Origin of the sequence: Orenia metallireducens, assembly GCF_003001995.1 — a bacterium.
GTDB lineage: Bacteria > Bacillota > Halanaerobiia > Halobacteroidales > Halobacteroidaceae > Orenia > Orenia metallireducens_B.
The window spans coordinates 16,255-30,404 of sequence record NZ_PVNB01000015.1 but is presented as its reverse complement, the minus strand read 5'-3'; the positions used below and the strand labels follow the sequence as shown (position 1 = coordinate 30,404).

Genomic DNA, 14,150 nt, shown 5'->3' with positions numbered 1-14,150 from the left:
AGTTTTTTTAAAATACTAAAAGTAAAAAAGGGGTGAGTATAATCTCACAGAAATCACACGTACATTGTACAGTTAATAATTGTCAATGGTGGGAAGGTCCAAATCTATGTATAGCTGAAAAGATACTAGTAGTCAGTGATGAATTTGCTAAAAAGCTTCCAAATGAAATGGATGTAGAAAATACTAATCAGATTGTTGATGATTTAGGATCATCACCAGTCGATGAATGTTATCAAAGTTGTTGTAAGACCTTCGTTCCTCGTGATAAGTATCAAGCAGAGATGGGCGGAAGTGAATATAATAATGTTGAAGTTTAAACTGACAATTAATTGTCAGTTTTTTCTTTTAAAGAAGAAGTTTTTTATTAAAAAATATCCTGATTGTATGCAAGAAATACTAGAATCAAACATAGATATAATAAAGTAAAAGATAAGAAGAGGAGGGGTAGAATGAGTGATGAAAAGCTAAAAAGGTTATCAGAGCTTACTGGTCTCGATCCTGAAGTTATTAAAGAATTAGGAGCAGATAATTTAAGTGATGATAATCTAGAGTTAGTAAAGAATCTTTCTGATATGTATATGAGTAATCAAGAGGAGTTCTCCAATTTTTTAGCAGATAGTGGAATTGCTGATATATTAAATAATATAGACCAAGATAATGATATTAAAAATAAAGATAATCTAGCAGAGCTTAAAAATAACTTGCAGGAGTTACTTGCTAATCAGGACATTGATTTAGATCTTTAATCAAATTAAATAAGAGACTTTTAAAAGTCTCTTATTTAATTAACCATATAAATAATCCTCCAAGGTAGATTGATTATAAGCAATTCTTTTAGCATGCTTAACTCCAACATAGCGAAGATGCCATGGTTCGTACTGATACCCAGTAATCTCTTCTTTTCCCTTAGGGTATCTGATAATAAAACCATATTCAGGTGCCATCTTGGACAACCATCTTCCTTCTTTAGTCTCGCCAAACTCTTCGACCAGTTCATAGTTAACAGTTGGACTGGAAACATCCATAGCTAATCCTGTTTGATGTTCGCTATGTCCAGCTTTAGCACTATATTGATTGGCAGCTTCGACCCCTTTCAGTCTAGCATTATGGCTAAATATTTCCTGCTGTCGCTTAAAAGAACGGTATCCTGACACTCCAACAAGCTCGACCTGCTCTGCCTTAGCTCTAGCAAAGAGTCTTTCGAGTGCTTGAGCAGCTACTGCTCTCATCTGCTTTTTGGGATGATCTTCTGCAAAGGCAAAGGGGATATCTGGAACTACTAAATCCTCAGGTGTGAATTCAGCAGAAAGTCCTTGTTTTTTATTGACCAAGACCAATTTATTTAAAGGATTATTTAGCTCTGTTTGCTTCTTAGCAATAGGTCTAATTTCCTCAAGAGGTTGTTTTGAAGAACTTTCTTTATTCTTTTCTTTAAGATTGTCATCCTTTATTTTATTATTATCCTCTTTAGATAAATTATCTATTGGGATAAAGGTAATACTAGAAGTAGGTGAAGATTTGCTCACTAACAGCAACAATAAGATTATAAAAACCAGCTTTTTTTTCATAAAATTCCCTCCTTCTATCGATATTAATGGAAGCAAGAATTATTGTATTAATTATTAGCAGTGAATGCAAGGGTTGATTGTTGTAAAAGGATGTAATCCATTATAAAATTGTCTTTTTTATACACTAGATTCTTTTAATTGCTTTACTATATTTTATTAACTGAGATTGATTATTGCTACAAGATTAATAATTTCAATTTATGTGAGTTATATCATATAAGCTCTAAATCAGATGTATTATAATATCAATATAATCCTTTAGAGAAACTAAAATAAATTTTGAGATAAAATAGGAGGTTTTAATTATGGAGATTAAAAAGACAGATATTATTTCAGAGGTATTAAGAAAGCATCCAGAGACTGCTGAAGTATTTATGAGCTTTGGAATGCATTGTTTAGGATGCCCTACAGCTACTGGGGAAGCAATAGAACAAGCTGTAATGGTACATGGAATTGATCTTGATAAGATGATGAAAGCTTTAAATGAAAAGGTTAATAACTAAATATTGATGAGAAGAAGTTCTATTACGGTGTTTTTTCAATTAGATAGTGAGAAGAGATTTTAAGCAGCATGACTTTAACCAAAGTCATGCTGCTTTTTTAGTTTTCTCATAAAAATATAGATTTAAATTTAAAAACCTAAGACTCTAATCTGATTAAGGAGGGGGTCAACAGGACCTTGCATTGAAGAGTTTTGCTCTTTTAATAGATTGATATATTCGATAATTTCCTCTGTGATCCGTTCTCCAGGTGCAATTATAGGGATTCCAGGAGGATAAGCCATTACTGACTCTCCACTGATTTCTCCTATTGAGTCTTCGAGATTTACCACCTTTTTTCTACTATAAAAAGCATCTCTAGGTGAGACTATTACTTCTGGAATAATCAGCTCTTTTTCAAAAAACTGATCATAAGCAGCTTTACAGTGTTTCTCTTTGATATCCTCTAAAGCATTAATTAATCTATCTATGCTCTTGTAATCATCACCTAAAGAGATAATGCAAAGTATATTATATAAATCTGCCATCTCTATCTGAATATTATATTCATAATATAAGATATCTCTAACTTCATAACCTGTCAATCCAAGCTCCTTGACATAAATCCCTAATTTACTCTCATCAAAAGCAAAGACTCCAGCATTACCTAGCAAATCAGGACCAAAGGCGTAGAAGGATTCGAGATTATTAATCTTTTCTCTAGCATATCTAGATACTTCTAAGACCTGTTCAAGTAACTTATTTCCTTCAAGGGCTAGTTGTTTTCTAGCCACATCGATTGAAGATAACAGAATATGAGAAGGACTAGTGGTTTGAATTAGATTTAGATAGGTTCTCACAATATCAGCATCGATGGATTTATTATTAACCATCAGTAAGGAACTCTGTGTTAAAGAGCCACCAGTCTTATGTAAACTCATTGCTATCATGTCAGCCCCTGCTTCAAGGGCACAGAGGGGCAAATCTTTATGAAAACGAAAATGAGAACCATGAGCTTGGTCGACTATCACATAAAGCCCATGGGAATGGGCAATCTCAATTATTTTTTTAATATTAGAAGTCACGCCATAATAGGTAGGATTGGTCAACAGTAGTACCTCTGTTTCTGGATTCTCTTTGATTGTCTTTTCTACATTTTCAGGTGTAACCCCCATAGCAATTCCTAACTGATTATTATACTCAGGCTTAAGATAGATAGGGACTGCTCCACTTAAGATTAGACCTGCTGTAATTGATCTATGGACATTTCTAGGCAGTATAATCTTTTTACCAGTCTTACAGAGGGTCATTATCATCGTCTGTAAACCTGAAGTGGTACCATTGACTAGAAAGAAGGACTTTTCAGCCCCATATAAGTCAGCAGCCAGCTCTTCAGCTTCCTTGATTACACCTGAAGGGTTGAAGATATTATCAAGTTCAACCATAGCATTAATATCCATCTCAAAGACCTGTTCTCCTAAATGCTCTTTAAGCTCTTTAAGGCCTTTTCCTCTCTTATGGCCAGGTACATCAAAGGGGGTAATACCTTTTGCTTCAATCATCTTAATAGCACTAAATAAAGGTGTTCTACTTTGATCAAGTTCCATTAATAATCATCCTTTCAATGTTCTTTCATATTAATTATTAAAATCAAGATTTTCTATAAAAGGTAGTATATCTCTATTATCTGATAAAATTGTTTGTTAGTCAAAAATTATCTTTTTTATTATTGCTGATTGTGGTAATGTTTATTTAAAATCAACTAGATCTTTAATATTAGAAAGTGTTGGTTAATAGGGATATTGCGACAGTTTAGCTACTAGCTTCTGGCCTCTCCTACGGGTTTGAAAATCATAAACCCTCCGTGATAAATCCGCTATTAGCTAAGAACTTATAAAGCTAGAGGCTATTAAAAAGTGTCGTAATATCATCTTTGGTATCAATATTTAAGCAGTAGAATGGGGAATAATATTATAAGGTCAAGATATATTCTTGACATAACACAGCAGAGATAATAGAATGTTGATAAAGAATCAGAGGTATTGTGATCTAGTTTAATAATTTTTTAAGAGGTGATGAGATGAAGAGTGAGGATGTAGTTATTTGCCAAGAGTACTGCCCTAATTTTAAGAGAATTGAAGAGGTCAAAGAGAAGGAATTATCTGAGAATATTATTGGTAGATTAGCAGATACTTTTAAGGTCTTAGGTGACCCTACCAGATTAAAGATTATAAATGCTTTAGCTAATAAAGAATTATGTGTCTGTGATATCTCTGAGCTGTTGGATATGACCCAATCGGCTATCTCTCATCAGTTGAGAAAGCTTAGGGATATGAATTTGGTCAAGTATCGTAAAGAAGGTAGGGTTGTCTATTATTCTTTAGATGATCATCATATTTTACAGCTCTTCTGCCAAGGATTAGATCATGTTATGGAAGAGAGATAAGAATTTAATATTTTTGTTGACATTATATAGCAAGAGTCATATAATATAAATATGAACAGATACTCATATATTTTTTAACCAATATCTGAATACTTACTCATATTTCAAATAGAAGGAGGTAAAGTTATGGAAGCAAGAAAGTTAATTAGAGAAAGATTTATTCTTGAAGGGCTAAACTGTGCTAATTGTGCTGCTAAGATAGAGAAGAGGGTCTCTAAGTTAGATGAGGTCAAAAAGAGCAGAATGAACTTTGCTATTAAGACTTTAGACGTAGAGGTTGATGGTGATATAGAAGAAATAGCAGACAAGATTGCTAAGGTGGCTGATGAGGTAGAGCCAGGGGTAAAGGTTAGAATCAAAGGAAGGGATAGTGAATCTCAAAGGGAGTTAATTTTGGAAGGTTTGGGCTGTGCTGATTGTGCAGCTAAGATGGAAAGAGAGATTGGTCTTTTAGATGGGGTTGACCAAGCTTCTATAAATTTTGTATCCCAAAAATTAAAGATTAAAGTACATCATTCTAGCTATTTAGATTCAACTCTAAAAGCCGTTAAAAGAATAGTTAAGGAGATAGAACCAGATGTAATTATTAGAGAAGAGAAAGATGAAAGTGGACATCATAATTCTCATAGTCATGGTGATAATAGTGATTTTAAGGCTGAATTTCTTAGATTAGGAATTGGGGCAGTCTTTTTTATAGCTGCTTTATTATTAAAGTTGAATTTCTGGGGAGAATTAGCACTTTATGGGATTGCTTATTTAACTATAGGTGGGAAGGTCTTGACTAAGTCTGCTAAAAATATCTCTAAAGGTCAAATCTTTGATGAGAACTTCTTAATGAGTGTAGCTAGTATTGGAGCTTTTGCCATTAAAGAATTTCCAGAAGGGGTAGCGGTAATGCTCTTTTATGAGGTAGGAGAGCTCTTTCAGGACATAGCTGTCAACCGTTCCCGCAGCTCAATCAAATCTTTAATGGACATCAGACCTGATTATGCTAATTTAAAGGTTGCTGGTGAACTGAAGAAGGTTGACCCCAATCAGGTTAAGGTTGACGATATTATTGTAGTTAAACCAGGGGAGAAGGTTCCTTTAGATGGTGAGGTTATTGGAGGGGAATCTATGGTAGATACCTCTGCTTTAACTGGTGAATCAGTTCCCCGTAAGGTAAGAGCAGGTAAAGAGATATTAAGTGGCTTTATTAATAAGGATGGCTTATTGACTATAAGAGTTACTTCAGATTTTGCTCAATCTACTGTTAATAAGATTCTAGATTTGGTAGAGAATGCAGCTAGTGAAAAGGCACCTACTGAGAATTTTATTACCAAGTTTGCCCGTTATTATACACCAGCAGTTGTATTCTCTGCTTTAGCTCTAGCTGTCTTACCACCGTTAGTTATCCCTACAGCTACCTTTAGTGACTGGTTATATCGTGCTTTAGTATTCTTAGTTGTTTCTTGTCCTTGTGCTCTAGTAGTATCTATCCCTCTAGGCTTTTTTGGTGGGATTGGAGCAGCTTCTAAACATGGAGTATTAGTCAAAGGTGGAAACTATTTAGAGGCTTTAAATAGTGTCAAGACTGTAGTGATGGATAAGACAGGAACTTTAACTGAGGGGACTTTTAGGGTAACAGATATTGTTCCAGCAGAAGATTTTAGTAAGGAAGAGTTATTGGAGTTGGCAGCTTACGCTGAGAGTAACTCTAACCATCCCATTGCAGTATCAATCTTAGATGCTTATGAAGGCAAAGTTGACTCTACACAGCTAGATAACTATCAGGAGATTGCTGGGCATGGCTTGAAGGTTACTATAGCAGATAAAGAGGTCTTAGCAGGTAATTATAAGCTGATGAAAAGAGAAGGGGTAACTTATCTAACTCCTAAGCAAGTAGGAACAGTAGTTCATATAGCTGTTGCTGGTCAATATGCCGGCTATATCTTAATTGCCGATAGAGTTAAAACCGATGCTAAAGCAGCTATCAGAGGGTTAAAGAGCCTTGGGATTGAAGAGGTAGTAATGTTAACAGGTGATGGTCAACAGGTGGCTGAGAGTGTAGCTACAGAGCTAGGGGTAGATGATTATCGGGCTGAATTATTACCTCAAGATAAGGTTGCTGAGCTAGAGAAGCTATTAAAGAATAGAGGTAAGGATAAATTACTCTTTGTTGGTGATGGTATCAATGATGCTCCTGTACTAGCCAGAGCCGATATTGGTGTAGCTATGGGTGGCTTAGGCTCTGATGCAGCTATTGAAGCGGCTGATGTGGTCTTGATGAAGGATAAGCCAAGTAACTTAATTGATGCTATCAATGTTGCTAAATTCACTCGTAGGGTCGTCTGGCAGAATATTGTCTTTGCTTTAGGGATTAAAGGTATTGTACTTTTAATGGGGGCTTTAGGATTGGCTAATATGTGGTTTGCAGTATTTGCTGATGTAGGGGTGGCTTTACTTGCTGTGTTGAATGCGATGAGAATTACTAGAATGAAGAGTCAATAACTTAAATTAGCTTAGAGCCTTTAAAGTTTTAAAAGATAACTTGTCTGTTTTGATATTTAGCCTAGTAAATAAAAGTTGAAGCTTTTATTTACTAGGCTTTTTAAAATTTTGGTATTATAACCGTTTAATTATAAAGTATTATTAATTTATTTTAAGTTTGATAAAATATGCATACCTAATTGTATCTAAGAACAGAATAGTAAAGAATAATTTAAAATTAATAATCATTAAAGGAGTTAAAAATGCTAAAGAAGATAGATCCATTTCAGGTATTTGCTATAACCACTATGATTATATTTCCTACAATGGTTTTATCATTTCCTAAATTTCTCACAGAGATTTCTGGAAGTATTGGATGGTTTGTTTTTTCTGTTGCTGGTTCTATTATAGGAACAATTAGTTATATTATCTTAATGCTTAGTTATAAATATTCTGATTATGGATTGATATCTGACGTTAGAAAGATTTTAGGTAATTATTTAAGTTGTATAGTAATTATCCCTATTATAATCTGTTTAATTTCTAATGTGATTGAAACTTTTTATTTTTCTGTAAAGATTATTGCTGTAATTATAGAAGAAAATCCCCCATTAATTTTCTTTATAGGAATTGTCCTATTAGCTATATATCTCTCTTATAAGGGGATAGAGATTATAGCTAGGTTTAGTATACTAATGTTTATAGTCTATATAGCGGGATTCTCGATTATTATTTTTGGTCACAGCACCTCTGGTTTTAAAGGTGTTAATATGGATTTATTATATCCTTTTAAGTTTAATATAGAATCGATAATTAGAGGGAGTTTTATCAGTATTCATTGGTTTTTATCCTCTTTATTCATTCTTTTATTATGGAAACCATATTTGAAAGATAAGAAGAGGTCTATAAAGTTTAGTTCTTTGGCTAATTTGGGAACTCAACTTGTATTTAATTCAGTTTTTATATTAGCATTGGCTTTTTTTGGTGTAGACTTAGCTATGAAGATAGAATTCCCTTTTTACTTTTATATCAAATCTTTTCCAATACAAGGTCTTGAAATAGTAATCTTCTTATCTTGGCTGAGTATAACTGTTGCTAAGTTTGGAATCTTCTACTTTACTATAATTAAGGCTGTTAGTGATGTTTTTTATATTAGAAATTATAAAAGATTGGTTATTCCAGTATCAATTATGATCACTTCTATAGCTATATTTGTTTATAATAGAGCTCATCTATTTTCATCTAACGATTATATTGAATATAGTGTGATTAATACAGTTGTTTTTTATATTCCCTTTACTCTAATATTAATGTTTATCTATTTAATACCATATTTTAAGAGACTATATGATTCGATATAATCTTTTATTTGAGAATTAACTCTCTTTTTAAAGGATTATTAGAATCAAAACTCGAATTGTTTTTATAAAATGTAATACTTTTTTTCCTAACTTTTGTTCTTGTCACAATTTTGTAAAATTTATCTTCTATAATAATTGATAAAGTTGGTTTAAAATAGTAATTAAAAATGATATAATTAGTTGAGCTGCTTTCAGAAATTTTATAAAAATAATTTAGAAGAGGTAAGTTAACCTCTTTTTTTACATAAATTTTCAATCAAGCTTTGAGTTTATTAAAAAGATTATATTAGAATTTGAAAGGGGATATTTAATGAAATTTAAAATCAGTTTAATTTTAATGGCATTATTACTATTAATAAGCAGTATAGCAATTGGAGCTAAAGAGGATAATGATAATAATCTTGTAGCAACTGTCAATGGTGAAGGGATAACAGAAGCCCAGCTAAATCAGTTTACAAATATACAACAGTTATATAGAGAGTTAGCTCAAGCAAATCGTGACTTTGCTCAACTTCTATTCTCCTCAGATGAGGGAAAGGAACTATTAAATGAGTATCGTAAGCAGAAGCTTAATTCATTAGTTAATATGAAGATGCTAGAGATTGAGGCTAAAAACCAAGAGATAACTATCTCTGAAGATGAGAAAAATAGTATGTTAAATAATAAAATAGACTCGATTAAGAAGCAGAATCAACTTACAGAAGAGCAGTTAGTAGATGCTTTAAATAGTAAAGGAATTAATTCTATAGAAGAATTCAAAAAGATGATCTGGCAAGATAATAAGGATGAAATTTTAATTCAGAAATTACAGCAAGAAGTAGTTGATGGTGTTGTTATCACAGAAGAAGAGGTAGAAAACTATTATGAAGAGAATAAGTCTAAATTTAAGCGTCCTGCCCGAGTTAAGGCTAGACATATTTTAGTTACAACAGATGATAAGACTGACCAAGAAGCAAAAGCTAAGGCTAAAGAAGTAATAAATAAGCTAAAAGAGGGGGCAGATTTTGCTACGTTAGCTAAAGAATACTCTGAAGGACCTTCTGCAGAAAATGGTGGAGATCTAGGTTATTTCAGTAAAGGACAGATGGTGCCAGCATTTGAGCAAGCTGCTTTTAACCTTCAAGTCGATGAAATAAGCGAACCTGTAAAGACAAAATTTGGTTATCATATTATTAAAGTGGAGGATAAGCAAGAGGCTGAGATCGTTTCATTGGCAGATGCTAAAGAGAAGATCAAGAATTTACTTACTCAACAGGCACAACAGGCTAAATGGAATAGCTTTGTGAAAGGATTAAAGGAAGATACTAAGGTAGATATTAGATTATAATATGAGCAATGATTACAGTTATTTAGATTAATTAAAATACTTATAATAAGAAAATGGCAGCTATTAGCTGCCATTTTCTTATTAATGGGGTAAATACTTTTAATGCTTATTCCTTTAACGGTTTATTTTAAAGGAGTATAAAATTGAGAAGAAATTTAGGTTTGTCAACCTTTATCTTGTGATGATAATTTGATTATAGCATCAATTTGTGATGAAATTGTGATCATTTAGAATTATTTTAAAAAAAATCCAGTTTAAACTTTAACCACCATATAATCTCCACAATGCAATTCTATTACATCACCCTTAATAGCTTTAGCAATATCAGCAGTCAGTTCTTGCTGCTCTTTCTGGTCTTTGGCTAACTAACTTGTAACTTATTCTTTTTAAGAGAAGAGCACATTTGTATCTTTTTTTAAGAAAATTCTACTTATTATTTAAAATGATATTGACATTCATTTACATGGATGATATTATAAAACTAGATAATGAAAATCATTTTCATTATCTAGTTTTATAATAATACATATTAAAGTACTGACTAATACTCATCAAAGCAGTACAAAACATTAAATAAAACAAATAATTAAAAAAGGGGAGATATGTTGTGGAGAAAGCTATCATTGTTTATGGTTCAACTATGGGAAACACTGAGGCCTTGGCGACTAAGGTAGAAGAGGTATTGAGTGATAATTATGAGACTACTATTGAAAATGTTACTGATGTAAAGGTAGAAGTATTGAAGGATTTTGACTTAATTGTATTTGGTTCATCTACTTGGGGCGCAGGAGAGTTACAGGATGATTTTTATGACTTTTATGATAATTTAGATCAGGTTGATTTAGCTAATAAGAGGGCTGCAGTTTTTGGACCAGGGGACACAGCCTATGGAGATATGTTCTGCCAAGCGGTAGATATGTTAGAAGAGAAGTTAGAGCAAAGAGGAGCAGAACTGGTTCAATCTGGCTTTAAATGGGATGGAGAGATAACAGCAGAAGCGGAAACTTCAGTTAAAGAATGGACTGGGGCACTTTAAGATTTAATTGAGTAATTAAGGGGGTATCTATGATGAGATTGAATAAAGGTTGCAAGGTTAATTTTAGAGATTGTATCACATGTATATTAAAGAATATTGGGGCGACAATCATGGGGGTAAAACCTGCTGAATTAAGAAATATTAGATTCAATAATTCTAAGATTTGGGATAGGTGCAAGAGTACAATTCTAGCCTATGATCAAATTAAAATGATAGAGTTAAATGAAAAAGTTAATCGTAAGCAGGTGCTATTTTATCATGAAGCTGCTTTAGACCAGCAGTTACGCAAGGCAGAGGTTCTAGAATTTTTGAAAGAGCATGGATATCCCCAAAAGTATAATTTGAAGTCATATCTAGATTTTCTTGTTAAGAGATTAAGAAGTAATGAGTTTCCCCATGAGATTGGTATCTTTTTTGGATACCCTCTTAAAGATGTCTTAGGATTTATGGGGTATTCTGATTTAAAGGTAACACATAGTAAGGAATGGAAGATTTATGGTGATAAATCAATCTCTTTATTACAACAAAAGAGGTTTGAGATGGCTAGAGACTATTTTAATAAGAGGATAGATAGAGCAGAAGAGATAGAACAACTATATAATGTGGTATGATTATAGTAAAGAGTAGACTGATTTCAGTCTACTCTTTTTACATTTAAAAGCTTTAAAGATTCTTGATATTTTCTTAATACTTTCTTAATATTTACCCTATATAATATGATTACAGAGTAAGAGGTAAGAAGTCTTTTGCTAATCTTTTTACTGATTACTGAAATTTAAAAAGGAGGAGATAAATATGAGAAAGATTTTAAGTTTTGCTTTAGTAATGACATTGGTATTAGGAGTTTCAGTTTATGCTTTTGCCCATGGAAGTGGAAATGGGTTTGCTCAAGATTCTAGAAGTAACTATAGGAATAATGACTTCCGTAATGAGTTGAATATCTCTAAGGAACAAAAGGATAAGATAGAAGACTTACAAGATAAATACCATGATCAAATTGATGATTTAATGGATGATATGCGGGATAAGAGAAGAGATTTAAGAGATTTATACTTTGATAAGGGTGTTAAAGATGATGTCTTAAAATTACAAGCAGAGATCAATCAATTAAGAGATAAGATGTCTATGTTAATGGCAGAGATGCAGTTAGAGATAAGGGATATCTTAACAGCTGAACAATTGGAGGTTATGGAAGACCATGGAATGATGGGCTTTGGTATGATGGGTGGAAGAGGATTTGGAGGACATATGGCTGGTGGTGGAATGATGGGAAGTCACATGATGCATGGTAGTAGAATGATGGTTTGGTAATTTAACAGAAAATAATGTTAATAATTAAATTATAGATTGTATATACCCCTAGCAGATAAGTGAATAATAAGTATATCAACATCAATATAAGGATGTGTTAGGGGCATGAAACTAATTAGATTTATTCTAGTCTTTTTAATATTAGGATTATTTCTAAATATCAAAGTTGTTGAGGCAATAAGCTGGCAGGATGATTTTAAACTCAACTATTTATTTCAAAGAGAGTTACTTATAGAAGATGAGGTGAATTTAATTATCGCCCATGGTCAAGAATTTCATCAGAGTCCAGAGGAAAAGATAAAAGAAGAACAAGAAGAGAATAAAGAGGCTGAAAACAGAGAAATTAAGGAGCAAGAAGAAGGCGATACTGATTCCCCAGTTGAAGATAAGGTTCAAGATTATGGGTATAAATTAAAAAAAGATTATAGATTAAAGAGAAGTAGGATAATTACCATGGGTGTAGTTTCCTATTTATTATTTTTATTAAATGGAATCCTTTATTATCTATGGAAGAGAAGTAATAGTTTAAAGGAGCGACGAAAACATTACTTTAGAAGGGTACTAAATTATCATTGTATTGTTGGGATTATTGGACTTCTAATAGTAATATTCTTTCATATTGTTCCTCAATTTCATGGTCTTTTCCTTTCACCAGGCTGGATAATGTTATTTTTATATAGTTTAGTAATTCTACTGGGAATATTAAAGAAGTATTTTAAAGTTAAATTAGACTATAAGTTATTTAGAGTATTACATGTAATAGTTTCAGTAATTGCTATTTTAATAACTGTATATCATGTTTTAGATAAGCTATATATAATCTGATTTTTAAGGAGTGATACCGATGATGCATGGGTGGGGGCATGGAATGGGTGGTTTTTTTGGAGGTGGAATCTGGATGATGGGTTTATTTTGGATAGCCATAATTGCTGTAGGAGTCTATCTTATCAGAAATTCTAATAATTCTAACAATAGAACTGAGAGAATAGAAGGAAAATCAGTAGAAGATCCAATGGAAATTGCTAGACAGAGGTATGCCAAAGGAGAGATAAGTAAAGAGGAGTTTCAAGAGATTAAGGACGAGTTATTGAAATAGATATGGTATTCAATTAACAGAGTAGAATTAATCTGTTAATTGAATACTTATATTTGTTAATTATAAATTTTAATGATATATTTAGATTTTTTTATTTGTATTAAATACGAGTAAAATGATGGGAATATAATTGTTTATTTCACTAATATAATATGAGGAGGTGAAGGTAATGTGGTCAGATCTTTGTTCAGGAATATATAGCTATGGTTTAAATGGTTGGCAATCAATAGGAATAATGTTATTACACTTAGGAGTATTTATAGGAATAATCTATCTTATAATTCGGTTGTTAATTCTAAAATCTAAAAGAGAGGATAGTGCTATGGCTTTGTTAAAGAAACAGCTTGCTCAAGGTTTAATTACTAAGGAAGAGTTTAGAGAAAGAAAAGAAGTCTTAAAGAAGTAAGCTATTTTTTTAGCTATATAATACCCTACGGGGGTATTGTATAAATATAATAAGGAGTTGATAAAGTGAAGAAGATTAAAGTATCTATTTTAATGTTATTAGCTTTAATATTATTTGGTTCTAGTATAGTAATGGCTAATGAAGAATTCAACCCTAGAGAATGGAGCCGTAGTTCTAGTGGCGAAGGTGTTTGGATTGATACAGTCTTTAATCCTAAGCAGTTAAATAATGATACTGTAGAGTTTCAAGTCTATTTAACTACTCATAGTGGGGACTTATTAGGTTTAGATTTTGATAAGATTATTGATGTCAGAACCAATTTAGGTGAAATAAATTCAAAGAATATTAAATGGGAATGGGAAAGAAGATCTAGTCATCATCCTGCAGGGAAGATTAAAGTTAGCGATCAGCAAGATCTGTTTAATAACTCGATTAAATTTATAGAAATAACTTTTAAAAATATTAGGGATGTTGACCATATTTTAAAGTGGAAATTAGAGTCTAAGAATAATGAGGATTATGCCTATATTGCTAATGCTAATAGTGGGACAGTATCGGTGGTAGATACTAAGAAGCATCAAGTTATAAATACAATTAAGGATTGAAAATTAATTTATTAAACTCTCAATTCTGTATTATCAATTTTTAATT

General features: G+C 32.1%; 16 protein-coding genes and 1 pseudogene. 14 read left to right on the top strand and 3 right to left on the bottom strand.

The features are described from left to right. Positions 1-32 precede the first annotated feature (32 nt). Positions 33-317, top strand: coding sequence for a DUF1540 domain-containing protein (locus tag BX659_RS10960; protein WP_253250752.1), 285 nt, complete (start codon positions 33-35; stop codon positions 315-317). Positions 318-449: 132 nt separating this feature from the next. After that, entirely contained in the window at positions 450-746 is a 297-nt protein-coding gene (locus BX659_RS10955; protein WP_097018331.1) for a hypothetical protein, read from the top strand. Positions 747-785: 39 nt separating this feature from the next. Here BX659_RS10955 and BX659_RS10950 read toward each other — a convergent pair whose 3' ends face one another. Further along, entirely contained in the window at positions 786-1,568 is a 783-nt protein-coding gene (locus tag BX659_RS10950; RefSeq protein ID WP_097018330.1) for a M15 family metallopeptidase, read from the bottom strand. A 305-nt stretch (positions 1,569-1,873) separates the two neighbouring features. Here BX659_RS10950 and BX659_RS10945 point away from each other — a divergent pair, with 305 nt between their 5' ends. Then, positions 1,874-2,071 (top strand): DUF1858 domain-containing protein, encoded by a 198-nt coding sequence (locus tag BX659_RS10945; protein WP_097018329.1) that lies wholly within the window; start codon positions 1,874-1,876, stop codon positions 2,069-2,071. A 128-nt stretch (positions 2,072-2,199) separates the two neighbouring features. On the opposite strand, the gene BX659_RS10940 is transcribed toward BX659_RS10945, so the two are convergent. Then, positions 2,200-3,654: an aminotransferase class I/II-fold pyridoxal phosphate-dependent enzyme gene (locus BX659_RS10940; protein ID WP_097018328.1), complete on the bottom strand. Its 1,455-nt coding sequence runs from the start codon at positions 3,652-3,654 to the stop codon at positions 2,200-2,202. 473 nt (positions 3,655-4,127) lie between these two features. Between BX659_RS10940 and BX659_RS10935 the strand changes: the two genes are divergently transcribed. From BX659_RS10935 to BX659_RS19685, 4 genes are all read left to right on the top strand, one after another. After that, the gene (locus tag BX659_RS10935; protein ID WP_097018327.1) at positions 4,128-4,493 is read left to right on the top strand and encodes an ArsR/SmtB family transcription factor; all 366 of its coding nucleotides are present in this window, start codon (positions 4,128-4,130) and stop codon (positions 4,491-4,493) included. Between the two features lie 126 nt (positions 4,494-4,619). Then, positions 4,620-6,983 (top strand): heavy metal translocating P-type ATPase, encoded by a 2,364-nt coding sequence (locus BX659_RS10930; RefSeq protein ID WP_097018326.1) that lies wholly within the window; start codon positions 4,620-4,622, stop codon positions 6,981-6,983. Between the two features lie 242 nt (positions 6,984-7,225). After that, positions 7,226-8,323 (top strand): GerAB/ArcD/ProY family transporter, encoded by a 1,098-nt coding sequence (locus BX659_RS10925; RefSeq protein WP_097018325.1) that lies wholly within the window; start codon positions 7,226-7,228, stop codon positions 8,321-8,323. Positions 8,324-8,633: 310 nt separating this feature from the next. After that, positions 8,634-9,650 carry a peptidylprolyl isomerase gene (locus BX659_RS19685; protein ID WP_097018324.1) on the top strand — a complete coding sequence of 339 codons (1,017 nt, stop codon included), beginning with the start codon at positions 8,634-8,636 and terminating at the stop codon, positions 9,648-9,650. 254 nt (positions 9,651-9,904) lie between these two features. Here BX659_RS19685 and BX659_RS19680 read toward each other — a convergent pair. Beyond that, positions 9,905-10,003: pseudogene (locus tag BX659_RS19680) on the bottom strand (capping complex subunit for YIEGIA); the annotation flags it as partial. Between the two features lie 254 nt (positions 10,004-10,257). Between BX659_RS19680 and BX659_RS10915 the strand changes: the two are divergent. The 7 genes from BX659_RS10915 to BX659_RS10885 all read left to right on the top strand — a co-directional run bounded on the left by BX659_RS10915 (position 10,258) and on the right by BX659_RS10885 (position 14,104). Then, entirely contained in the window at positions 10,258-10,686 is a 429-nt protein-coding gene (locus BX659_RS10915) for a flavodoxin (protein ID WP_097018323.1), read from the top strand. Positions 10,687-10,718: 32 nt separating this feature from the next. After that, positions 10,719-11,297 (top strand): DUF3793 family protein, encoded by a 579-nt coding sequence (locus tag BX659_RS10910; protein ID WP_097018322.1) that lies wholly within the window; start codon positions 10,719-10,721, stop codon positions 11,295-11,297. A 184-nt stretch (positions 11,298-11,481) separates the two neighbouring features. Further along, positions 11,482-11,997: a Spy/CpxP family protein refolding chaperone gene (locus tag BX659_RS10905; RefSeq protein ID WP_097018321.1), complete on the top strand. Its 516-nt coding sequence runs from the start codon at positions 11,482-11,484 to the stop codon at positions 11,995-11,997. A 105-nt stretch (positions 11,998-12,102) separates the two neighbouring features. After that, entirely contained in the window at positions 12,103-12,822 is a 720-nt protein-coding gene (locus BX659_RS10900; RefSeq protein ID WP_097018320.1) for a hypothetical protein, read from the top strand. Between the two features lie 19 nt (positions 12,823-12,841). Further along, complete coding sequence (locus BX659_RS10895; protein ID WP_097018319.1) at positions 12,842-13,093, top strand: SHOCT domain-containing protein; 252 nt, start codon at positions 12,842-12,844, stop codon at positions 13,091-13,093. Positions 13,094-13,262: 169 nt separating this feature from the next. Continuing rightward, positions 13,263-13,499: an SHOCT domain-containing protein gene (locus BX659_RS10890; RefSeq protein ID WP_097018318.1), complete on the top strand. Its 237-nt coding sequence runs from the start codon at positions 13,263-13,265 to the stop codon at positions 13,497-13,499. 65 nt (positions 13,500-13,564) lie between these two features. After that, on the top strand, positions 13,565-14,104 hold the full coding sequence (locus tag BX659_RS10885) for a hypothetical protein (RefSeq protein WP_097018317.1): 540 nt from the start codon (positions 13,565-13,567) through the stop codon (positions 14,102-14,104). Positions 14,105-14,150 lie beyond the last annotated feature (46 nt).

Bases quoted from the DNA above. Each gene is read 5' to 3' on its own strand.
- BX659_RS10955 (WP_097018331.1), top strand. From the start codon at position 450: ATGAGTGATGAAAAGCTAAAAAGGTTATCAGAGCTTACTGGTCTCGAT.
- BX659_RS10950 (WP_097018330.1), bottom strand. From the start codon at position 1,568: ATGAAAAAAAAGCTGGTTTTTATAATCTTATTGTTGCTGTTAGTGAGC.
- BX659_RS10945 (WP_097018329.1), top strand. From the start codon at position 1,874: ATGGAGATTAAAAAGACAGATATTATTTCAGAGGTATTAAGAAAGCAT.
- BX659_RS10940 (WP_097018328.1), bottom strand. From the start codon at position 3,654: ATGGAACTTGATCAAAGTAGAACACCTTTATTTAGTGCTATTAAGATG.
- BX659_RS10935 (WP_097018327.1), top strand. From the start codon at position 4,128: ATGAAGAGTGAGGATGTAGTTATTTGCCAAGAGTACTGCCCTAATTTT.
- BX659_RS10930 (WP_097018326.1), top strand. From the start codon at position 4,620: ATGGAAGCAAGAAAGTTAATTAGAGAAAGATTTATTCTTGAAGGGCTA.
- BX659_RS10925 (WP_097018325.1), top strand. From the start codon at position 7,226: ATGCTAAAGAAGATAGATCCATTTCAGGTATTTGCTATAACCACTATG.
- BX659_RS19685 (WP_097018324.1), top strand. From the start codon at position 8,634: ATGAAATTTAAAATCAGTTTAATTTTAATGGCATTATTACTATTAATA.
- BX659_RS10910 (WP_097018322.1), top strand. From the start codon at position 10,719: ATGAGATTGAATAAAGGTTGCAAGGTTAATTTTAGAGATTGTATCACA.
- BX659_RS10905 (WP_097018321.1), top strand. From the start codon at position 11,482: ATGAGAAAGATTTTAAGTTTTGCTTTAGTAATGACATTGGTATTAGGA.
- BX659_RS10900 (WP_097018320.1), top strand. From the start codon at position 12,103: ATGAAACTAATTAGATTTATTCTAGTCTTTTTAATATTAGGATTATTT.
- BX659_RS10895 (WP_097018319.1), top strand. From the start codon at position 12,842: ATGATGCATGGGTGGGGGCATGGAATGGGTGGTTTTTTTGGAGGTGGA.
- BX659_RS10890 (WP_097018318.1), top strand. From the start codon at position 13,263: ATGTGGTCAGATCTTTGTTCAGGAATATATAGCTATGGTTTAAATGGT.